This is a genomic window from Pseudodesulfovibrio sp., from assembly GCF_028692895.1.
GTDB lineage: Bacteria > Desulfobacterota > Desulfovibrionia > Desulfovibrionales > Desulfovibrionaceae > Pseudodesulfovibrio.
Genome location: NZ_JAQUWN010000067.1, coordinates 1 through 18,429 on the forward strand (window position 1 = coordinate 1; position 18,429 = coordinate 18,429).

Sequence of the window (18,429 nt, forward strand, 5' to 3'; positions counted from 1 at the left end):
GAGAGGGAGAACCCTTTTCAAAGGGTTTCCCTCTCCCCTTCCCCCGGCCGCCGGAGGCGAACCTCGCTTACAGCGGTTCGCCGCTGATTTCTTCGTCGGTGAGGTAGCAGGCGGGGTCCGGGGCCCAGAAGTCGTCGTAGACGGCCTCGGCGCGGGCGCGGAAGTTGCCGCCGCAGATGTTCAGGAAGCGGCAGGTGGCGCAGCGGCCCTTGACGTGCGGGCGCTTGTCCTTGAGCTTGTGGAGCAGCTCGATTTCCGGGTCGGTCCAGATCTCGGAGAACGGGCGCTCAAGCACGTTGCCGAAGGTGTGGTGGCGCATGAACTGGTCGGCGTGAACCTGGCCGTCCCAGGAGATGCAGCCGATGCCCCGGCCCGAGGAGTTGCCCTCGTTCATCTTGAGCAGTTCGAGGATGTCGGCGGCGCGCTTCGGGTCTTCCTTGAGCATTCGGTAGTAGACGTAGGGGCCGTCGGCGTGGTTGTCCACGGTCAGGACCTCCTTGGGCTTCCCCTTGTCAAAGAGCGCGCGGGTGCGGTCCATGATGAGATCGACGACGGCGCGGGTCTCGGCGTGGTCGAGATCCTCCTTGACCAGTTGGGAGCCCCGGCCGGAGTAGACCAGGTGATAGAAACAGATGCGGGGAACCTCCATCTCCTCCAGGACGTCGAAGAGGTGGGGGATTTCCTGGGCGTTGCGCTTGTTGATGGTGAACCTGAGGCCGACCTTGAGGCCCTCGGCCATACAGTTCTCGACGCCCTTGAGGGCCTGCTTGTACGCGCCCTTGACGCCCCGGAACTGGTCGTGGACCGTCTCGGCGCCGTCCAGGGAGATGCCCACGTAGGACAGGCCGACTTCCTTGAGTTCCTTGGCCTTGTTCTTGGTGATGAGCGTGCCGTTGGTGGAGATGACCGCGCGCATGCCCTGGGTGGTGGCGTACTTGGCCAGCTCGACCAGGTCCTCGCGCACCAGGGGCTCGCCGCCGGAGAAGAGCATGACCGGCGCGCCGAACTTGGCGAGGTCGTCGATCATCATCTTGGCCTGGTCGGTGGAGATGGGGTCCACGTGGTCCTTGGGATCGATAGCGTGGGCGTAGCAGTGGACGCACTTCAGGTTGCACCGCTGGGTCATGTTCCAGACCACCACGGGTTTCTTATCCTTGGAAAATTGCAGCAGGTGGGAGGGCAATTGCCCGGACTCGCGTCCGTAGCGCAGGGCGTCGGACGGCTCCACGGCGCCGCAGTACAATTTGGAAATGCCTATCATGAATGGTTCCTCTCTTGGGTGATGAAGGCCTTTGGCGTATCACACAACGGAGCGGGTGTAAAAGACGAAAAAAGGGGGCCGGAATCGGCCCCCTGCGTTCCTTGCGGAATAATAAGAATAATTATCAGGAAGTCAACCGCCCTATTCGGCGAGGCGGATTTCGACCCGGCGGTTGCGCTCGCGGTCGGCGTCGGAGGCGCCGGTGGAGATGGGGCGGCTCTTGCCGTAGCCCGCGGTTTCGATGAGCTCGGGCGCGATGGACCAGGTGCGGACCAGGTAGTCCTTGACCGCGTCGGCGCGCTTTTTGGACAGGGCGAGGTTGTACGCGGCGTCGCCCTTGTCGTCGGTGTGCCCGGCGATGATGATCTTCTTGCCCGCGAGGTCGGGCGTGTGCAGGGCCTCGCCCACGGCGTCCACCAGGTGCAGGGAGTCGGGCCGGATGGAGGCCTTGTCGAAGTCGAACTGGATGTCCAGGTTCACGCCGTTGATCTGGGGGCGCGCGTCGTCCCGTGCGTCGTCCCGGTCCGTGGGCTTGGGCGGGGTTCCTTCCCTGGGCAGGTCCTTTTCCCTGGCCTTGATGTCGTCCGCTGCGGTGGTCGGGGCCAGGGCTGCCTTCACGTCGCCCGCGTTGTCCGCGAACCGGTAGTTCGCGCTCGGGTCGGGCAGCCAGGACTTGAGGGGCACGGCCATATCCTTGGCGATGGACCGGATGATCTTGTCGAAGGCGCCCTGGGGCAGCCGGTATTCGTGGCGGAAATAGATGTAGTCGTCGGGCAGCCTGTCCTCGATGCGGCCGGACTGGATCATGGACCAGATGAGGTCGCCGGAGCCCGTGGCGTAGATGTTGATGCGGATGGTGACGGCGGTGTCGTCAACGGTGTTGCCAGCATAGAAGTAGGGCACCTGGCCCAGCACGAGCAGGTCGGCCCCGCGCCGCCGGGCGGTCTCCAGGGCCGTGTTCAGGCCTTCGTAGCGGGTGCCGGGCTGGAACTCCATGACCGTGAAGAGCTCGTCCTCCATCCAGGCGTTGCGGAATATCTCGGCGAAGGCGTCGGCGATCTGTTCATAGTCGCTGTTGGGCTGCTGGATGACGAAGGGATGGAAATAGGCGGTCAGGGGGCGGAACTGCCGGCCCCGGGGGTGTACGGCCACCTGGAGCGACGATTTCCTGACGGGTGAGTCGGAGTAGACCTTGGTCTGGTCCGTGATGGAGAGGTCGACGTGGCCGCAGGCGCTGAGGGCGAGCAATGCGGCGAGAAGTATTGCTTTTTTCATGGCGTTCACCGGCTGGATGTTGAGCCCGGCCGGGGCGGGCCGCCACTTCGGCGACGCTCCCGGCGCGTGTGCCGATAAAAAAGCAAGTACCGTGCCGGGCCTTACTGCATGGTATGGGTGGGCGCGGGCGCGGATTCGATGGATTCGAGGAGTTGCTCCCGTGATTCGAGGAGCCCCTGGCGGAGCAGGAGGCGCTTGCCCGTGGACAGGCGGCGGAACTCCGGCTTGTCCGCCAGTTCGGAGAGGCGGTCCATCTCGGTGATGACGTTGCGGATGAGTTGGCGGATGTCCTTGCCGTCCGGGCTGAGCTGGGCCGCCAGCAGGGCCAGGTCGCGGATCTCCCCGGCCATCCGCTTGAACTGGCGGGGGTCGATCTGGCGGGCCAGCTTCCTCTTGGCGTCCCAGGCCTCCTTTTTCTTCTTCAGCCACTTGAACATGCCGTCTCCGCTAGATGGTGGCGAGCTGCCCCTGGTAGAGGTAGAGGGCGGCGATCATGCCCAGCAGGAGCGGAATGATGGCCACGGGCACGACCTTGGCGAAGGAGGTGCGGTGGATGAGCTTGAGGCCGAGGATGGTCAGGACCAGCCCCCAGGCCGCGACGAAGAACATCCAGCCGATCTCCAGGGACCGGAAGGGCATGGGAAAGATGCCGAGGACGATGGGTGCGTTGGAGTAGACAAGGGCGCGGAAGGTGCCCTCGAACCCCCGGTTGTCGCCCCGCATGAGGACGAGCAGGACGTGGTAGATGCCCGTGAGCACGAACTGGGCCACGGTGATGAACGCGGGCAGGAGCAGGAGCATGGCCAGGGCGGTCATGGTGGCGCTCATGCCGGAGAAGGTGGCGTCCTCGGCCGAGACCGAGGTCGAGAGCCCGGCCAGCCCCCAGATGTACTGGGCGAAGCTCTGGATCATGGTCACCAGGATGGTGAAGGTCAGCGGCTTGGCCAGCCCGCCGCCCACCGGCATGACCGAGAAGAAGAGCCTCGGAGAGAGCAGGATGAGCTTGATGGTCAGGAACAGGCCGTGAAAGAAGCCGTAGCGGTCCAGTTGCTCGAAGGGCGGCGGCACCTGCATGGGCTCTTCCGGTTCGTTTCCGGTGTTGCCGTCGGTGAGCATGGGGTCGGGAAAATCGTCATTGAATTCGCCGGTCCAGCCGGGAATGGGCTCCTGGTCCGCCGGGGCGGAGGGCGGCGGGGTCGGTGCGGTCGACCGGGGCGCGGCTTCCCTGGGTGCGGAAGTCGGCTTTTCGGGCGGGGTCATGCGGCCCAGCCTGTCCCACAGTCCGTCCTGGGAGGTCTCCTCGGGATCGGGCAGGTTGGGAAAGGCGGACTCGGGGTCCTGCTTCGGCGTCGGGCGCGGGGCCGGGCGGGAGGCCGGTTCAGGCGCGGGGCGTCGGGTCTGCGGGGAGAGCAGGGGGCCCTGCCGGGGCCCGGAAGCCGCGGGTTTTTCCGCGTCTTCGTCCTGGCCGGGGGCCTGGGGCTGCGGAGCTGCCTGCCTCGGATCGGGGCCGGGCTCGGGACGCGGCTCCGGCCGGGCCTGGGGCTCGTCGGCGGGCTCTTCGTCAGGCAGCTCGCGGAACTTGAATTTTGTGTGGCATTTCGGGCAGGTGGCTACCTGTGACCGGGGCGGAATCTTGGTCTCGTCCACCTCGCGGGCGAACTGGCATTCGGGGCAGATTATTTGCATCGTCAATCCTTGAAGGATTCGGAGTTATCGTGATGTGTGCCTATACGATATGTACGTCGTAATCAAGCGTTGCGCAAATGGTGCACCGGGTTCAGGCCGGGTTTTCCTCCAGCAGGAGTACCTGGAGGGCTCCGGCGAGGAATGACGCCTCGTCGAAACGGGCCCGTTCCAGGGTAGGATAGTCGTCGTTGAGCCGGTGGGTGACCCGGCCCGCGCCCGCCGCGTCGAATCGCTTGAGCTTGGCGGCCAGCATCTCGGGCGACTTGGTCAGCCGGCTGTAGTGCAGGATGGGCGCGTCCATGGCCAGGGCCACCCGGCCTTCGACCCCGATGAGCCGCTCGTGCACCGGCCGCTCGAAGCGGACGGACGGCTCGCGGCGGAAGAGCCGCAACTGGAGGTCGGGCCACAGGCCGAAGCCGACCTTGCAGCGCGTCTCGTCCGGGAAAAATGTCATGCGCGGGAAATAGCAACCGGCCAGCCGCTTGATGAGCATCAGGGCGGTGAACAGGGACCAGACGTCCTCGCTGAACCGCTCGTCGCCGTCCAGGTAGAGCACCCACTCGCCCTGGCAGGCGTCGAGCATGCGGTTGCGCTGGGTCGCGAAGTCGTCCAGGGGGTGGGCCAGGTGGCGCACCGGCGCGGCGCAGGCGAACTCGCGGTCAGGCGCGGTCTCGGCGTCCCAGATCACCACCACCTCGCGCACCCAGTCCGGGAACTGGGCGAAGAACGTGTCGAGTTCCGGCTCGTCAGGGCTGAGGATGGCCCCCACGCTGAGGTCCGGGGCCTGGACGGCCACATGGCTCAGGTAGGAGCTGTTCAGGGCCAGGTGGGGCCGGGCCTGGAGGAAGCGCCGTTGCAGGGCGCGGTAGCGGTCGCGGTCCGCCTTGCCGAGGTCCGGGCAGAGGGCTGTGGAACCGTTCTCCGCATTGGCCCCGGACAGGGCGAGGAGGTAGAGCAGGGCCCAGGCCGAGCTGTCGGCCGCCAGGTGGGCCCGGCCGTCCTCGTCCCGCCACTCGGGATGGGCGGCCAGGAACTTCCGCGCCGTCCCGGTGTCGGTCTCGCAGACCACGAGCCGGGCCGCCTCCGGCAGTCCGGCGGCCAGGGCCAGGGCGCAGCGGCCGGAGCCGAGGCCGAAGAGGACCAGGACCGACGCGCCGCTCTTGGCGAACAGGGATAGGGTACGGTCGGTGAAGGTCCGCACCTCGTCGGCCGTGGGGGCGGCGGCCGGAGCGGACGCGGGCCCGTCCGTCATGTCGAAGGCCAGGACCGCGTCGGTGTAGTGGGGGATCAGGGTGCGGCTCATGCGGGTATTCCTTTTTTCCGGAGGAGTTCCAGATAGATGTCTTCGAGTTGCCGGGCGATGTCCTGGACGCGGAAGAGGCGGGCGGCCTTGGCGCGCCCGGCCTCGCCCATGCGCCGGGCCTCGTCCGGGTGGGTCAGCAGGTGTTTGACGGCCGCAGCGTAGTCGGCGGCGTTGTCGGTCACCAGGCCGGTGACGCCGTGGTCCACCAGCTCCAGTTGGGCGTTGTCCCGGTCGCCCGCCGCCGGGTGGGTGACCACGGGCAGGCCGCAGGCCATGGCCTCGGCGATGACCAGGCCGAAGGACTCGCCCGTGTCGTTGGCGTGGGCCAGGAGCGAGACCCGGTCCAGGAACGCGGCGATCTCCGCGTCCGTGGCCACCGGGTCGTGAAAGACGACGGATTGTTCGAGCCCGTGCTCCCGGACGAAGTCGCGCGCCTCGGGGATGCCGCCCAGGATGCGGCAGCGAAAGCCGGGCAGCTCCCGCGCCAGGATGGGCAGGATGTCCAGGGCGAGCCGGGACCACTTGCCGGGATCGGGCCGGGAGACGCGGCCGATGACCGGCCGGGAGAAGTCGCGGTCCCGCCTGGCCGCGCGGGCGAAGAAGTCGGTGTCCACCGGGTTGTAGAGGAACCCGTAGCGTCCGGGGTCGGCGAGGCCGGTGGCCTGCGTGAACCGCTTGAGGCAGAAGCGGGAGACGAACAGGGTCCGGTCGATGATCCTGGCCTGGGGGCTGGGGTCGTGCCGACCGAAGACGTTGGTCTCCACCACCACCGGGACGCCCGCCCGCTTGACCGGGGTGAGCAGGGCGGGTTCGGGGCAGCCCGCCCGGTGCAGGTGGACCACCGTCGGGCGGAACCGGCCGAGCACGGCGAGGAGGTCGCCGCCCACGTGGGTCTCCACGCCGAGGGCGCGGATCTGGGCCGCGCGCACGCCGTCTTCCGGACTGTACACGGCCGGGAGGAATCGGGTCCGGTCCAGGTGGGAGACAAGGAGCTGCATCACCTTTTCGGTGCCGCCTGGGCCCAGGGAGTTGGCGATGTGCAGGACGCGGACGGGGGGCTTGGACATGGGCGAAAGGTGACACAAGCGCAGGGTCTTGTAAACTCCGGCAGGTCCCGGGACGGAAAGGAAAAGCCGGTCCGGCGGGGCCGGACCGGCGGGTGGTCAGGAATTGCTGTTGTAGGCGTTGGCGGCCCGGAACTTGGCCGCGTTGAACGCGGTGCGCAGCTTGGGCTGGATGGGCGGCTGCGGCGCTGCCGGGGGCGGCGTGGGCGCGGCCGGGGGGGGCGGGGCCGCCTGTTCCGGAGCCGGGGCGGCCGTGCGGGGCGGCGCGGGCGGCGGCGGAGCCACGGGCGGCGCGGTCACGGGCTGTGCGATTTGGGGTGCGCCTTGAGGTGCGGCGAGGCCGCCCTTGCGCATGGCCATGCCGGACAGGCCCGAGAGGCCGTAGCGGCCCGCCGGTTTCGGCGCGGCCGGGGGAGGCGTGGGGGGCGCTGCCGGAGCCGCGCCCGGTTCCTCGCCGGGGGCCTGGGCCTGCCGGGTGACGGCGGCCTGGGCGCTGGCCTGGGCCTGGAGTTGGCCCTGGGCCGAGATGTTGGCGGCCGTGCTCCGTCCATCTTCCTGGGTGACGATCTGGGCGTAGGCCGAGCGGATGCCGTCGAGAATCCGGATGACGTCGTCGATTCGCTTGGTGTCCAGGCGGATGTTGGCCTGGATCAGTTGCATGGTGCAGAACTGGTAGAGGGACAGGAGGGTGGGCGTGATGTTGCCGCCCTTTTCCTTGTTCAGGCTCTCGGTCAGCTCATGGATGATGGCCATGGCCTTGGAGATGTAGATGCCCTTCTTGGCGTAGTCCTTGTTTTCTATCTCGATCTTGGCCCGCTTGAGAAACTTGATGGCCGCCTCATAGAGCATGACCAGCAGCTCCCCCTGCGAAGTCGTTTCCACCTGCGTGGCGAGATAGGCCCGTGCCGGGTTGGCCATGTCTTATCCTCCTTGCATGCGCCGCTAGGACGACAGCTGGGTTATGGCGGAATCGAGCTGCCCCTGCTGGAGTTCATACTGCCCGAGAAGGGCGTCCAGCCGCGCATACTTGAGTTTCAGGTTCTGCTCCATCTTGTCGATGCGGTTTTGTTCGAATGTGATTTTTGAGTCGATGTTGTCCATGATGGTCTTGTAGTTCTTCTGCAGGACCGCCAGGGGACCGCCTTCGTATGTATATTCGTTGTAGGGCTGGGTCAGGTCCTTGAGCTCGTCGATCATCTCGCCGGTCTTGCCCATCCTCACGGCGATTTCTCCCGTGTGGGTGCCCGCCCCGGTGTTGTCGAGGCGGAAGGACATACCCAGGGAGTCGCCGGACTTGGCCATGATTTCCCAGCCCGAGACCTTGGCTTCCTCGCCGTTGATGGTGGCGCTGACGATTTTGGTGCCGTCGCTGACCACCTCCACCTTGTAGATGCCCGGCTTGGTCGTCCCCTCGATCAGGGAGAGGAAGGTGAAGTCCGGGGAGCTGCTCTCGCCGTCGTTTTTCGCCGAGAAGAGCCGGGCTACGGCCTCGGGGTCGTTCTTCAGGGCTTCGTTCAGCGCGTCGTAGTCGATGGTCAGCAGGCCGTAGGTCGCGGAGCCGTTTGCCGCGTCCGTGCTGATGCCGATCTGGGAGAGGCCGGTATAGCGGTCGCCCGTGGACGTGTCCTTGTCCCAGGGGATGAATCCGATGCCCAGTTCGGCGGTGATGTTCTTGAGGTTCTGGGAAATGATGTCCACGCCGTAGTTGCCGGTCAGGACGGAGCCGTTGCCCTCGTCGTCCACGTCGGTGATGGCCTGAATCTGGGCGCGGATGACGTTCACGGCGCTGACGAACTTCTCCACGTTGGCCTTGATGTCGTCCGTGTTGGTCGCGACCGTGACCTGGACGGTGGAGCCCATCGTGGTGTCCTTGAGGTTCAGGGTCACGCCCTCGATGACGTCGCTGACCACGTTGGAGGAGCGCTCGATCCAGCCGCCGCCCGCCGAGGGGAAGCCGTTGATCCGAATCTGCGAGTTGACCGCATTCTGGGTCTCGTTGAAGTCCGAGGCGTTGAAGATGATGTCGCCCGCGCTGGAGATGACGAGCTGGTTGTCCGCCCCCTGGTCCAGCCCGTTGAGCTGGAGGTGGTAGACCGATCCGTCGAAGATGGTCGAGGCGCGGATGACCCCCCGGCTTTCGGCGTGGTTGTTGATGATGTTGACGAAGCCCTGCAGGGTCGTGCCTGCGGAGATGTTGCTGATGGTGTGGGTTTCGCCAGCGTAGGAGAAGGTGAAGCTGGTGGCGGTGGAGGTGATGGCGGAGGTGAGCGAGCTTGTGCCGGACGCGGTGATGTGCGTGTCCGTGGTAGCCAACTGGCCGATTTCAATGGAGTTCGACGCCTCCATCGCCTCACTGCTGGCCGTGGCCGTCAGGTAGTTGGTATTGGCGCTGGTGGCCGTCTTGGTCATGAACTCGTTGACCGTGTCAAAGCCTTCCAGGGACGTCTTGAGGGAGAGGAGCTGGGTGTTCAGGTCGTTGAACTGCTCCTTTTTCGTCTCCCAGGAGGACTTCCATTCCTCAAGGCGCGTGACACGGCCCTGTTCGACCTGGATGAGCCCGTCGATCAGGTCGTTGAAGTCGGTGCCGTTGCCCAGCCCGGTGAAGTTGATTGCTCCGGAAGTATAGTCTGCCATGGCTTTTCCCTATGTGGAAATAATTTCCCTATTCACTATGGGTCGCCATCAGGCTTGCAATCCTGGTGCCACCTCGGGAGTGGGGCGGACCGGGGAAAAAAAAGGCCGGGTTCCCGCACGGGAACCCGGCCACATGCGCACGGTCGGTGCGACTTCGCTACCGTTAGCCGCCGATGAGGGACAGGGCCATCCTCGGCAGGGAGTTCGCCTGGGACAGCATCGAGACCGCGGCCTGGGTCAGGATCTGGTTCTTGACGAATTCGGTCATCTCGGTAGCCACGTCGACGTCGGAGATGCGGGATTCCGCAGCCTGGACGTTTTCGGCCTGGATTTCGAGGACCTGTACGGTGTTTTCCAGACGGTTCTGGAGGGCGCCCAGGTTGGCGCGGATCTTGTCCTTGGACACGATGGCGTCCTGAAGGGCGGACAGGGAGGCCTGGGCCAGAGCCTGGGTGGAGATGGAACGCCCGGAGTTGCCGGAAGCGGCGGCCAGGCCGACGCCCAGGGCCGAGGCCGTGGAAGTGTCGATCTGGATGTAGTAGTAGTCTTCCGCAGAGTCGTTGCCGGTGCCGAAGTGGACCTTCAGCTTGCCGGTGGAAACCAGACCGCTGCCGGAGTGGGTGGCGTCGGAGAGGTTGCCGTTGAGCAGGTAGATGCCGTTGAAGTCGGTCGAGTTGGCGATTCGGGTGATTTCCGAAGCCATGGCCTGATACTCGGAGTCGATGATCAGACGCTGGTCGGAGCTGTAGGTACCCGTGGAGGCCTGCATGGCCAGTTCCTTCATACGGATCAGCTTTTCATCGATAACGCCCAGAGCGCCGTCAGCCGTCTGGATGAGGGAGATGGCGTCGTTTGCGTTACGGATACCCTGCTGCAGGGCGGTGACGTCGGCGCGCATCAGCTCGCGGACGGCCAGGCCGGCGGCGTCGTCCGAGGCTTGCGAGATGCGCAGACCCGAGGACAGGCGACGGGTCGACGTTTCCAGGGCGCTGAAGTGGCTCCCCAAGTTGCGGGACGCGTTCATCGCCATCAAGTTGTTGTTGATAACCAGAGCCATAATTTCCTCCTTGAAAGTGGTTCGGCTTCCTTGCCTGAGTTTCCTGCCCGGCCTGGTATTCTCCGGGCATTTCTCTCGCGTGTTGCCCTTATCATCGTCGTAAACAGAGAAAACTTTAGGCTGACTTAACGATTTTTTTTGGAAGCGAAATGTTAAGAATGATTCCTTAACAAAAAAGAATCCGGGACGCGGAAGGCGGTCCGGCGGGCAGAGGGGGAACGGAGGGCGGCGGAGGCTTAGGGCGCGGCGGTGAAGGTGTTGCGCATGACCGCGAGCAGGGCGGCCACCCGGCGGGCGTATGTGTGCTCCGCCAGGATGCGGCGTCGGGCGGCCTCGGCCACGCGGCGTCGGCGCGGCGCATCGGCGAGCAGGGAGCGGACCAGGTCCGGAATCTCCTCGGCCGAGTGGTAGGCCACGACCTCGGCGCCCGGGTCGAAGAGATTCTCCATCTGCTCGCGGTGGTCGGTGAGCAGGAAGCCCCCGCAGGCCGGGACGTCGAAGACGCGCTGGTTCACCGCGCCGATCATCTGGCGGCTGGTGCAGTTGAAGTTGATCTTCGCGCAGGGATAGAACCGGGGCAGGTCCGCGTAGTAGTCCAGCCGGGGAAGATGACGCCAGCCGTCCGGCGGTCCGAGCTGGGCCCGCCAGCCGTCGTCTCCCGCCACGAGCGGGTGGAAGGGCAGGGTGGCCCGGACGCAGGCGAGCCGGTACTGGCGGGTGGCCTCCCAGGTCAGCAGGGACTCCAGGGCCAGGCGGCGCTCCGGCTTGTCCAGGGTGCGGTGCAGGGCGGCCCACTCGGGCTCGTGCGCGTTGAGGAAGTCCGCCACCGACGCTTCGCCCGACGCGCCGAACGCCTCGGCCACGGCCCGGTAGTCCCGCCCAAGCCCGGCGGGCGGGTCGGCCAGGGCCAGGGTCTCGGCCACGGGCCGGGCCATGGAGTTGCCCACGAAGGAGACGTCGGCCGCCCAGCCGTCCGGCGCGCCGCCGATGCCGGGGCGGAACCGTTCCGGGTCCGTGGCCAGGGGCAGGTAGTGGACGTTGGCGAACCCCTTGGCGCGCAGGAGGTCCAGGTTGCCCGCGTCAAAGGTGAACAGGACCGTGTTGTCCACGCCGGGGTGGGCGTATTCGTGCAGGATCAGGTGGGGGTTGTCCACGAACCAGGAGGCCAGGGGCACGGACAGCTCGTTCAGGAGCCCGGCCAGCCGCCCCTCGCGGTCCAGGCCCAGGTGGTTGACCGTGAGCGCGAAGTCGGGCCGGAACTCGGCCACGTCCCGCAGCAGGGCCTCGATGAACCGGCCGGAGACGGTGGGCCCGGCCGGGATCGGAAGCACCCGCAGCTCGGCCCGGTTGGCAGCGAGGCCGGAGCGGATCTCACGGCACAGGAAATAGTCCGCGTCGAAGAACAGGACCCGGGGCGATGCGTCGGCGAACTTCGGGTAGCGCAGCCGCGCCTGGAAGGCGGCCGCGTCCTTCAATCGCTGCGCCAGCGCCGCATAGTGAGCCGGGGCCAGGCGGAGGTAGAGCGGCAGGGAGAGGGGAGCGAAGGGCCGGTTGCCGTGTTCACGCCGCCATGCGTGCAACTGGTCCAAAACCCGGCCGGGGTCCGCGTCGTCGAGCCAGAGCACGTCCCTCGTCCCGGCCCAGGCCTCGCGCACGCCCGTCACCGCCTCGATGGCGTCCTCGCGGTCCGCCACGGCCACGGGCAGCCCGCGTTCGGCCAGCCGGGCCAGGCAATGGCCCAGCCCCGCGCCCAGGAGCACGGGCAGCGCGTCGTCGGCCACGGTTCCGGCCAGGGCTTCCTCGCGCGCGCGGCCGTCGCGTCCCCACAGATGCCAGGTCTTGCCCCCGACGCGGACGCGGACATCGTTCAGGGGCCCGGCGGCGGGTACGGCTTCGGCGGTGTAGGCGGGGCTGGTCATGGTGTATTCCTGTACTGCATTCCGGTCCGGACGGGCAAGGGCATATATATAGAGGTAATGAAAGGGCCGCGCCCCCGGAAGGGAGCGCGGCCCGCAATGTCGGTTGCCGGAGGGGCTACTCGGAGCCGCCGAACAGCCCCTTGATGGCGCTGCCCGCCTTGCCGGTGACGCCTTCCACGGCCTTGCCCACCTGCTCCTTGAGCTGCTTGCCCACCTCGGTGACAGTGCCGCCCACGTCGCCGGTCATCTGCTTCAGGACGATGGCGAAGGCCTCGGCGGGGGTGGTCTCCTTGTCCTTGCCGATGTCGGTCAGGTGGATGTCGGGCAGGCTGATGCCCATGCCCTGGTCGCCGAAGGCGTTGAGCAGCGAGCCGCCCAGGTTGATCTTGCCGTTCTTGACCACGAAGTCCTCGATCACGACCTTCTTCTCCGCCCCGGTGTCGCTCTTCGGCTCCGCGCCGGAGGAGGACTTGGCCGCCTTCTCGTCGCTGGCCACGGTCTTCTGGATGTTGGCCAGGATGGTCTGGAAGTTGTCGGTCCCGCCCTTCTTCTCGTAGCTGATCACCGGGCCGTCGATGTAGATTTCCTTGATGACGATGGTGTCGGAGGTCAGGGAGCCGGTGTCCACCTTGACCCGGATGGTGCCGCAGCTCAGGGCCTCGGGCATGGAGAATCCCTTGGGATTGCCCAGCAGGAAGTCCTTGAGCGTGCCGGAGCCGGACAGGATGGAGATGTCCGCCGAGCCGAGCTTGACCTCGGTCTTGGTGATCTTCGGGCCATAGGTCTCGGTGGCCGTCTTGATGATGGAGCCGAGATTCATCACGGCCAGGATAATCATGGCGATAACCGCCACCACGATGACGCCGCCCCCGATAAACAGATATTTTTTCATGGTAACTCCTTGTCTTGATATAAACGAATATAGAGGATTTGCGGTTGCAGAGCAACCGGGGGGTCGCGTCTTTTTCGGCAAAGATCAGGAAAGGTCGGGAAAGGGCGGGGCGGCGAAGTGCGTCATGCGGCTGGTAGGCACGCCCGGCAGCCCGGTCTCCATGGAGGGTGCGGGCGCGGCGGCGGCCGGTTCGGCCCCGTCGAATACCGCGCCTTCCAGCTCGCGGCAGCAGTTGGCCGCCAGCCCGGCGGCGCGGTCCATGGCGTCCGTCAGGGTCAGGGCCGCCCGCTCGCCCGTCACCGGGTGGGCGTAGGCGATCTCCCCTTGCAGGAAGCCGGCCTGGCCGAGCCGCTGCGGGGCGTGGAACAGGGCCTCGAACTCCCTGGCCGGATCGGGCAGCACGGGGCGCAGCAGGTGGAAGGCGCGGGCCAGGGGCCGCATGGCGCAGGCCCGCTGTATCCGGCCGAAGAGGACCCAGGCCGCGCGCAGGGCCACGGCCGCGTCTGCCTCCGTCATCCGGGCCAGCTCCGCCAGCCCGGCCACGGGGACGGCGTCCCCCGCGATTGCCGGGCATTCGGCCAGCAGGCGGCCGATGCGGTAGGCGGGCGCGCCGAGCATCCCTGGGCAGGCCGCCCGGTCCATGAGTCCCTCCATGGCCCGGTGGCGCTGGCGGGCCAGGGTGCGGGCCTTCGGCTCCGGGTCATAGTAGTCGCCGGTGAAGTGCCAGACCAGGGGGTGCAGCACGGCGTCGGCGAAGAGATGGGCCGCCAGCCCGGCGAGCACGGCGGCCGCCTGGGGCCGGTCCTTGGCCGAGGCCGCGTGGCGGGCTTGCATCCGCAGCAGGTCGAGGGGGTCCTCGCCGTCCATGCAGTGGAAGCGGTGGGCCAGGGCCTCCAGCGGCTCGGCGCCCCGGCGCAGGGCGTAGAACAGGGCGTCGTGAAAGACCGCGCCCAAGAGCAGGGCGGACCGGTGTCCGGCCAGGCAGGGCGCGAACCGGGTGTCGGCGAGTCGGCGGGCGGTCAGCTCGGCGATCTTGAAATGCATCAGATCCTGAGGCATGGGACTCCGAACAGGGTTTGCAATGTCCCTATGGTACTTGATACCGTCCGGGGCGCAAGGCAAAACCGCAGCAGCAAGGAGCCGAAATGGGTAAATATCTCATCAATGAACTGGTGCAGGTGGAGGAGGCCGGGGCGACCCGGTCCCATGGCAAGGGCGAGCGCCGGGAGGACTATGCCGACGCCTGGCGGGACACGGGCAACGTGGTCCTGGTCGGCCTGCCCGGCAGCGGCAAGGCGGCCCTGGCCGAGGCCCTGGCCGAACGCACCGGCGCGCCGGTGGCCACGCCGGGCGACGCGGCGGCGGCCGCCGCGGCCCTGGCAGGGCGCGGGACCATCGTCGTCCTGGCCGACGGACTGGTGGAGGACCCGGCCGTCCGCCCGCTGATCCACGGGGCGGGCAAGGTTTTCTACCTCATGGCCGACTCAAGCATCCTCTCCGCGCGGGCGGCCGAACGGGAAGGCGCGGCGGACCGAGAGGACCTCTGGCGCGAATTCTCCGCGCGCCTCGCCGTCATGGAGCCGGTCTTCTACGAGGTCCTGCACTTCATCGTGCAGGCGGGCGGAACGCCGGATGCCATGGTCGGGGACGCGCTGGAGAAGATCGCCTACTGACGGCGGTGTCGCTCGATTTCTAGGTCCAGGGAGAACAGGGTGATGCGCAGGTCGAGCATCAGGTAGACCAGGCTGACCACCAGGCAGAGCAGCGAGAGCCCGAAGATGGCCTTGATGACTCCGGTGAGCTGGACGGCGAAGAGCAGGCTGGCGTAGAGCAGGATCATGACCGCGGCCACGCCCATGACGGCCAGGCAGGAGAAGGTGATGGCGTTGCGCAGCAGGCCGCACCGCTTGCGCAGCAGCGCGATCTGGCCCTGCAGGGACGGCACGTCCTTTTCGGGCGCGGTCTTGAGCTGCGGGAGAAGGCTGCGCAGGATGTCCGTGGGCCGTGCGATGCGGTTGGTCATGGACAGCAGGATCAGGCCGATGCCGGAGATGAGGACAAAGGGGGCGATGGAGGCCTGGAGGATAGTGACGAGGTCGGATGTTTCCATAACAGCATAAGGGGTTTAAGTGCCCGCCGCCTGGATGGGCGGAGGGTGCCGGGTGACAGGAGCCCGGCTTTAAGGTAAAGAATGGGGCCTGTCAACCCTAACCTATTTTGGAGTCCCACGCCAATGCCGGAAAAGAAACTCAGGGTCGAATTCCTGGCCATGACCCCCGACGCCCTCTCGCTTATCTATGCCGCCTTCCGCCAATGCTATCACGCCGGGTTCGCGGCCGACATGTGGCCCCGGTTGCTGAGCGGGGAGATCGACCCGCAGGTGCAGGCCGACTTCGTCTCCAAGACCCTGGAGTCCGGGCACGACAGCCCGGTGGAGCACGTCTCCATGACCTTCGCCATCGAGGGGATCTCCCGCGCCTGCTCCCACCAGATCGTGCGCCACCGGATCGCCTCCTATTCCCAGCAGAGCCAGCGCTACGTGACGGAAAACGACATGGAGTACATCCTGCCCCCGGCCATCGCCAGGATTCCCGAGGCGCGAGAGCGGTTCGAGCGTTTCATGGGCGAAGTCCAGTCCGCCTACTCGGACCTGCGCGACATCCTGGTGGCCCATGGCCGACAGGCCAAGGCCAACGAGGATGCCCGGTTCGTTTTGCCCCAGGCGGCGGAGACCAAGATCGTCATGACCATGAACTGCCGCAGCCTGCACCATTTCTTCCATTTGCGCTGCTGTAACAGGGCGCAGTGGGAGATCCGGGCCATGGCCGACGCGATGCTCGCCATCTGCAAGGAAAAGCTGCCCGCCATATTCGCCAACGGCGGCGCACGCTGCGAGCAGCTCGGTTACTGCCCGGAATCGCCGAAATTCGCCTGCGGCAAGTATCCCACACGCGATAAGCCCGCCTGATTACTTTCCCCCAGTTCGGGAGATACTCCCATCCCGAGAAGCCCCTTGAGGTTCCTTGAGATTTTTTTTGCAATCTTCTTTATCCCAAGTTTTTGGCGGGTTCCGGGTGTTCAAAATGGCATCGGCCGGGAACCCCCGGCCCGCCGGGGCGTCCCGGTTGTCAATGGCCGGGGCGAAATTGGCCGAATTAATTATGGGAATGATTCCTTGTTTAAATACTCCAATGAATCAGAGGTGTTAGTGTTTGTGTCTGACAATTGTGTCTAAACTGATTTTGCATAACCGGTAGAAAAAAAAATCCGTCCTGCTGAAATATAACCTGAAGGTGAGATATTTGAAGGATTCGACATGCCATTGTGTTGAAAACGTTTTCAACAATTGTTGATAAATAGAAGCTCTAGAATTTATTGAGAGGCTGGGAAGCCTTGTCACGCGTCTGTTTCACAGGTTCCGGCCCGCAAAGCGTCTCCGCGCGTAGTGTTCATTGTAATTACTTTAAATTCAATGAGTTATAAGCTCGGCACCCTGTAGATAACCTTGGCCGACCTTTGTGGGCACGGTTGAAATTCAAGAATTGTCTCTTTCGCGCCGATCAACTACTCCACCCTGCATGATGAAAACTGCCTGGAACCAAATTCTCACCTCACTCGAAAAAAGTCTCAATCCCGGTCTCTACCAGGTATGGATTAAACCGCTCGACGGCCGCGTGGACGGCGGCAGGCTGACCCTGACCGCCCCCAACGAGTTCGTCGCCAACTGGGTTCGCGACCGCCTGCTGCAGGTGATCGGCGAAGCCGCAAGCGAAGTGATGGGCGGCCAGCCGCGCATCTCGGTCAAGGCCAGCCAGGAAAAGAAGGGAGCTCCCGCGCCCCGGCAGGCGAGCAAGGTCGTTCGTCCTCCCGAGCCGGGCGAGCAGCTCGGCCTGCCCCTCGTGGACCCCATCCGGCCCCTGTCCATGCGCAACTGGCGCTTCTCCTTTGACGACTTCGTGGTCGGCCCCTCCAACGAGCTGGCCTGCGCGGCCAGCAAGTCCCTCTGCAACAGCGCCTTTTCCTCGGACCATCTCTTTTTGAGCTCCGGCCCCGGCCTGGGCAAGACGCACCTGCTCCATTCCGTGGGCAACGCCCTGTGCCGCTCGGCCAACCGCAGCAACCTGCGCGTGGCCTGCCTCTCGGCCGAGGAGTTCGCCACCCGCATGGTCCTGGCCCTCAAGGCCCGCGAGATCGACCGCTTCAAGGCCCAGTTTCGCGAAGGCATCGACGTGCTCCTGCTGGAGGACGTCCATTTCTTCCAGGGCAAGGAGCGGATGCAGGAGGAACTGCTTTGCACCCTGACGGCCCTGCGCGACCGGGGCTGCAAGGTGGTCATGACCAGCTCGTTCATGCCGCGCGAGTTCTCCCGCGTGGACGACCACCTGATCTCCCGGTTTTGCTCCGGCTTTCTGGCCCATATCGACCGGCCGGACATGGAGACCCGCCGCCGCATCCTGGCGGAAAAGGCTCGCTGCATGCAGGTCGACGTGCCGGTGGAGGTTTCTGAACTGCTGGCCGAGCGCATCACGACGGACATCCGCCAGTTGGAGAGCGCTCTGAGCAACCTGGTCCTCAAGGCCCGCCTGCTCAACCGGGCCGTGACCATGGACCTGGCCTGGGACGTGCTGGAAAACTACGCCATCCGCCACTGCTCCCCGGATTTCGCCAACATCCTGGAGTTCGTCTGTCGGAGTTACGCCCTGTCCGAGGAGGAACTGAAATCCAAGAGCCGGAAACGGCAGATCGTTCTTGCCCGGAACACCGCCTTCTACCTGGCCCGCAAGCATACCGGCCTGTCCCTCAAGGACATCGGCGACCGGTTGGGCCGCAAGCACTCCACCGTGCTCAAGGGCATCACCAAGGTGGAGCGCGAAATCTCCCTCCAGACCCCACTGGGCCGCCAGATCGAGCAGACCGCAGACCGGCTCACCCCCTAAGCCCCCACATGTTCCTCCGGGGCCGCGCCGCATCGGTCATACGGCGTCGCGGCCCCGGGGGGCATTTCTCTTATGCGGCCCCATGTCAAGGACTCCCGTATATCTTGATTTTACCATTTTACAGGCCATACTTCACCCTCACCATAACGGCTAATTTGTTGTATTCATTTTCTTATTCGTGCTCTGTGGCACCAAGTACCGATTCGGTACGGTAGTTGTTTTGGATCGCAATTTTTGTTCGTAGCCTATGCTACCTAAAGCCCCCCGCGATCCGTCAGGCCGTTGCCGGAGGCAAGCTGAGCTTCCACAGCAAAGCGGCCAGCTTTCGAGCCAGCGCGGTGATCGCCTTTTGCGGCACGCCGTGTCGGCTCAAAATCCGATTGTAGAACTCCCGCGCCCAT

General features: G+C 65.7%; 16 protein-coding genes. 3 read left to right on the forward strand and 13 right to left on the reverse strand.

The window, feature by feature from the left end; genetic code table 11:
- Positions 1-67: 67 nt before the first annotated feature.
- The 12 genes from ahbC to PHP91_RS14065 form a co-directional block, all read right to left on the reverse strand.
- Positions 68-1,261, reverse strand: coding sequence for a 12,18-didecarboxysiroheme deacetylase (ahbC, locus tag PHP91_RS14010; protein WP_300141929.1), 1,194 nt, complete (start codon positions 1,259-1,261; stop codon positions 68-70).
- Between the two features lie 141 nt (positions 1,262-1,402).
- Positions 1,403-2,536 carry an OmpA family protein gene (locus tag PHP91_RS14015; protein WP_300141932.1) on the reverse strand — a complete coding sequence of 378 codons (1,134 nt, stop codon included), beginning with the start codon at positions 2,534-2,536 and terminating at the stop codon, positions 1,403-1,405.
- A 101-nt stretch (positions 2,537-2,637) separates the two neighbouring features.
- The gene (locus PHP91_RS14020; protein ID WP_300141935.1) at positions 2,638-2,973 is read right to left on the reverse strand and encodes a hypothetical protein; all 336 of its coding nucleotides are present in this window, start codon (positions 2,971-2,973) and stop codon (positions 2,638-2,640) included.
- Between the two features lie 10 nt (positions 2,974-2,983).
- Complete coding sequence (locus tag PHP91_RS14025; RefSeq protein WP_300141937.1) at positions 2,984-4,222, reverse strand: YIP1 family protein; 1,239 nt, start codon at positions 4,220-4,222, stop codon at positions 2,984-2,986.
- Between the two features lie 91 nt (positions 4,223-4,313).
- Positions 4,314-5,525, reverse strand: a complete 1,212-nt coding sequence (locus PHP91_RS14030; protein ID WP_300141939.1) for a glycosyltransferase — start codon at positions 5,523-5,525, stop codon at positions 4,314-4,316.
- Positions 5,522-6,592, reverse strand: a complete 1,071-nt coding sequence (locus PHP91_RS14035; RefSeq protein ID WP_300141942.1) for a glycosyltransferase family 4 protein — start codon at positions 6,590-6,592, stop codon at positions 5,522-5,524. The genes PHP91_RS14030 and PHP91_RS14035 overlap by 4 nt, the downstream gene beginning before the upstream one ends.
- A gap of 96 nt (positions 6,593-6,688) precedes the next feature.
- Positions 6,689-7,507: a flagellar export chaperone FliS gene (fliS, locus tag PHP91_RS14040; RefSeq protein ID WP_300141945.1), complete on the reverse strand. Its 819-nt coding sequence runs from the start codon at positions 7,505-7,507 to the stop codon at positions 6,689-6,691.
- Between the two features lie 24 nt (positions 7,508-7,531).
- Positions 7,532-9,223, reverse strand: a complete 1,692-nt coding sequence (fliD, locus tag PHP91_RS14045; protein ID WP_300141948.1) for a flagellar filament capping protein FliD — start codon at positions 9,221-9,223, stop codon at positions 7,532-7,534.
- A gap of 163 nt (positions 9,224-9,386) precedes the next feature.
- Positions 9,387-10,280, reverse strand: coding sequence for a flagellin (locus tag PHP91_RS14050; protein ID WP_300141951.1), 894 nt, complete (start codon positions 10,278-10,280; stop codon positions 9,387-9,389).
- Positions 10,281-10,516: 236 nt separating this feature from the next.
- Positions 10,517-12,199 carry a glycosyltransferase gene (locus PHP91_RS14055; protein WP_300141953.1) on the reverse strand — a complete coding sequence of 561 codons (1,683 nt, stop codon included), beginning with the start codon at positions 12,197-12,199 and terminating at the stop codon, positions 10,517-10,519.
- 115 nt (positions 12,200-12,314) lie between these two features.
- Complete coding sequence (locus PHP91_RS14060) at positions 12,315-13,091, reverse strand: hypothetical protein (RefSeq protein ID WP_300141955.1); 777 nt, start codon at positions 13,089-13,091, stop codon at positions 12,315-12,317.
- 84 nt (positions 13,092-13,175) lie between these two features.
- A complete protein-coding gene (locus PHP91_RS14065; RefSeq protein WP_300141957.1) occupies positions 13,176-14,150 on the reverse strand; it encodes a zinc dependent phospholipase C family protein in 975 nt (324 codons plus the stop codon).
- An 86-nt stretch (positions 14,151-14,236) separates the two neighbouring features.
- On the opposite strand from PHP91_RS14065, the gene PHP91_RS14070 reads away from it, so the two are divergent.
- Entirely contained in the window at positions 14,237-14,764 is a 528-nt protein-coding gene (locus tag PHP91_RS14070) for a hypothetical protein (protein ID WP_300141960.1), read from the forward strand.
- Here PHP91_RS14070 and PHP91_RS14075 read toward each other — a convergent pair.
- Complete coding sequence (locus tag PHP91_RS14075; RefSeq protein ID WP_300141963.1) at positions 14,758-15,201, reverse strand: DUF2721 domain-containing protein; 444 nt, start codon at positions 15,199-15,201, stop codon at positions 14,758-14,760. The genes PHP91_RS14070 and PHP91_RS14075 overlap by 7 nt on opposite strands.
- Before the next feature lie 123 nt (positions 15,202-15,324).
- On the opposite strand from PHP91_RS14075, the gene thyX reads away from it, so the two are divergent.
- Positions 15,325-16,059 carry an FAD-dependent thymidylate synthase gene (gene thyX, locus PHP91_RS14080; RefSeq protein ID WP_300141966.1) on the forward strand — a complete coding sequence of 245 codons (735 nt, stop codon included), beginning with the start codon at positions 15,325-15,327 and terminating at the stop codon, positions 16,057-16,059.
- Positions 16,060-16,669: 610 nt separating this feature from the next.
- Positions 16,670-18,028 carry a chromosomal replication initiator protein DnaA gene (gene dnaA / locus PHP91_RS14085; protein ID WP_300141969.1) on the forward strand — a complete coding sequence of 453 codons (1,359 nt, stop codon included), beginning with the start codon at positions 16,670-16,672 and terminating at the stop codon, positions 18,026-18,028.
- Positions 18,029-18,429 lie beyond the last annotated feature (401 nt).

Bases quoted from the DNA above. Each gene is read 5' to 3' on its own strand.
- PHP91_RS14020 (WP_300141935.1), bottom strand. From the start codon at position 2,973: ATGTTCAAGTGGCTGAAGAAGAAAAAGGAGGCCTGGGACGCCAAGAGG.
- PHP91_RS14070 (WP_300141960.1), top strand. From the start codon at position 14,237: ATGGGTAAATATCTCATCAATGAACTGGTGCAGGTGGAGGAGGCCGGG.
- thyX (WP_300141966.1), top strand. From the start codon at position 15,325: ATGCCGGAAAAGAAACTCAGGGTCGAATTCCTGGCCATGACCCCCGAC.
- dnaA (WP_300141969.1), top strand. From the start codon at position 16,670: ATGATGAAAACTGCCTGGAACCAAATTCTCACCTCACTCGAAAAAAGT.
- PHP91_RS14060 (WP_300141955.1), bottom strand. From the start codon at position 13,091: ATGAAAAAATATCTGTTTATCGGGGGCGGCGTCATCGTGGTGGCGGTT.
- PHP91_RS14050 (WP_300141951.1), bottom strand. From the start codon at position 10,280: ATGGCTCTGGTTATCAACAACAACTTGATGGCGATGAACGCGTCCCGC.
- PHP91_RS14030 (WP_300141939.1), bottom strand. From the start codon at position 5,525: ATGAGCCGCACCCTGATCCCCCACTACACCGACGCGGTCCTGGCCTTC.
- PHP91_RS14055 (WP_300141953.1), bottom strand. From the start codon at position 12,199: ATGACCAGCCCCGCCTACACCGCCGAAGCCGTACCCGCCGCCGGGCCC.
- PHP91_RS14035 (WP_300141942.1), bottom strand. From the start codon at position 6,592: ATGTCCAAGCCCCCCGTCCGCGTCCTGCACATCGCCAACTCCCTGGGC.
- PHP91_RS14075 (WP_300141963.1), bottom strand. From the start codon at position 15,201: ATGGAAACATCCGACCTCGTCACTATCCTCCAGGCCTCCATCGCCCCC.
- fliS (WP_300141945.1), bottom strand. From the start codon at position 7,507: ATGGCCAACCCGGCACGGGCCTATCTCGCCACGCAGGTGGAAACGACT.
- ahbC (WP_300141929.1), bottom strand. From the start codon at position 1,261: ATGATAGGCATTTCCAAATTGTACTGCGGCGCCGTGGAGCCGTCCGAC.
- PHP91_RS14015 (WP_300141932.1), bottom strand. From the start codon at position 2,536: ATGAAAAAAGCAATACTTCTCGCCGCATTGCTCGCCCTCAGCGCCTGC.
- fliD (WP_300141948.1), bottom strand. From the start codon at position 9,223: ATGGCAGACTATACTTCCGGAGCAATCAACTTCACCGGGCTGGGCAAC.
- PHP91_RS14025 (WP_300141937.1), bottom strand. From the start codon at position 4,222: ATGCAAATAATCTGCCCCGAATGCCAGTTCGCCCGCGAGGTGGACGAG.
- PHP91_RS14065 (WP_300141957.1), bottom strand. From the start codon at position 14,150: ATGCCTCAGGATCTGATGCATTTCAAGATCGCCGAGCTGACCGCCCGC.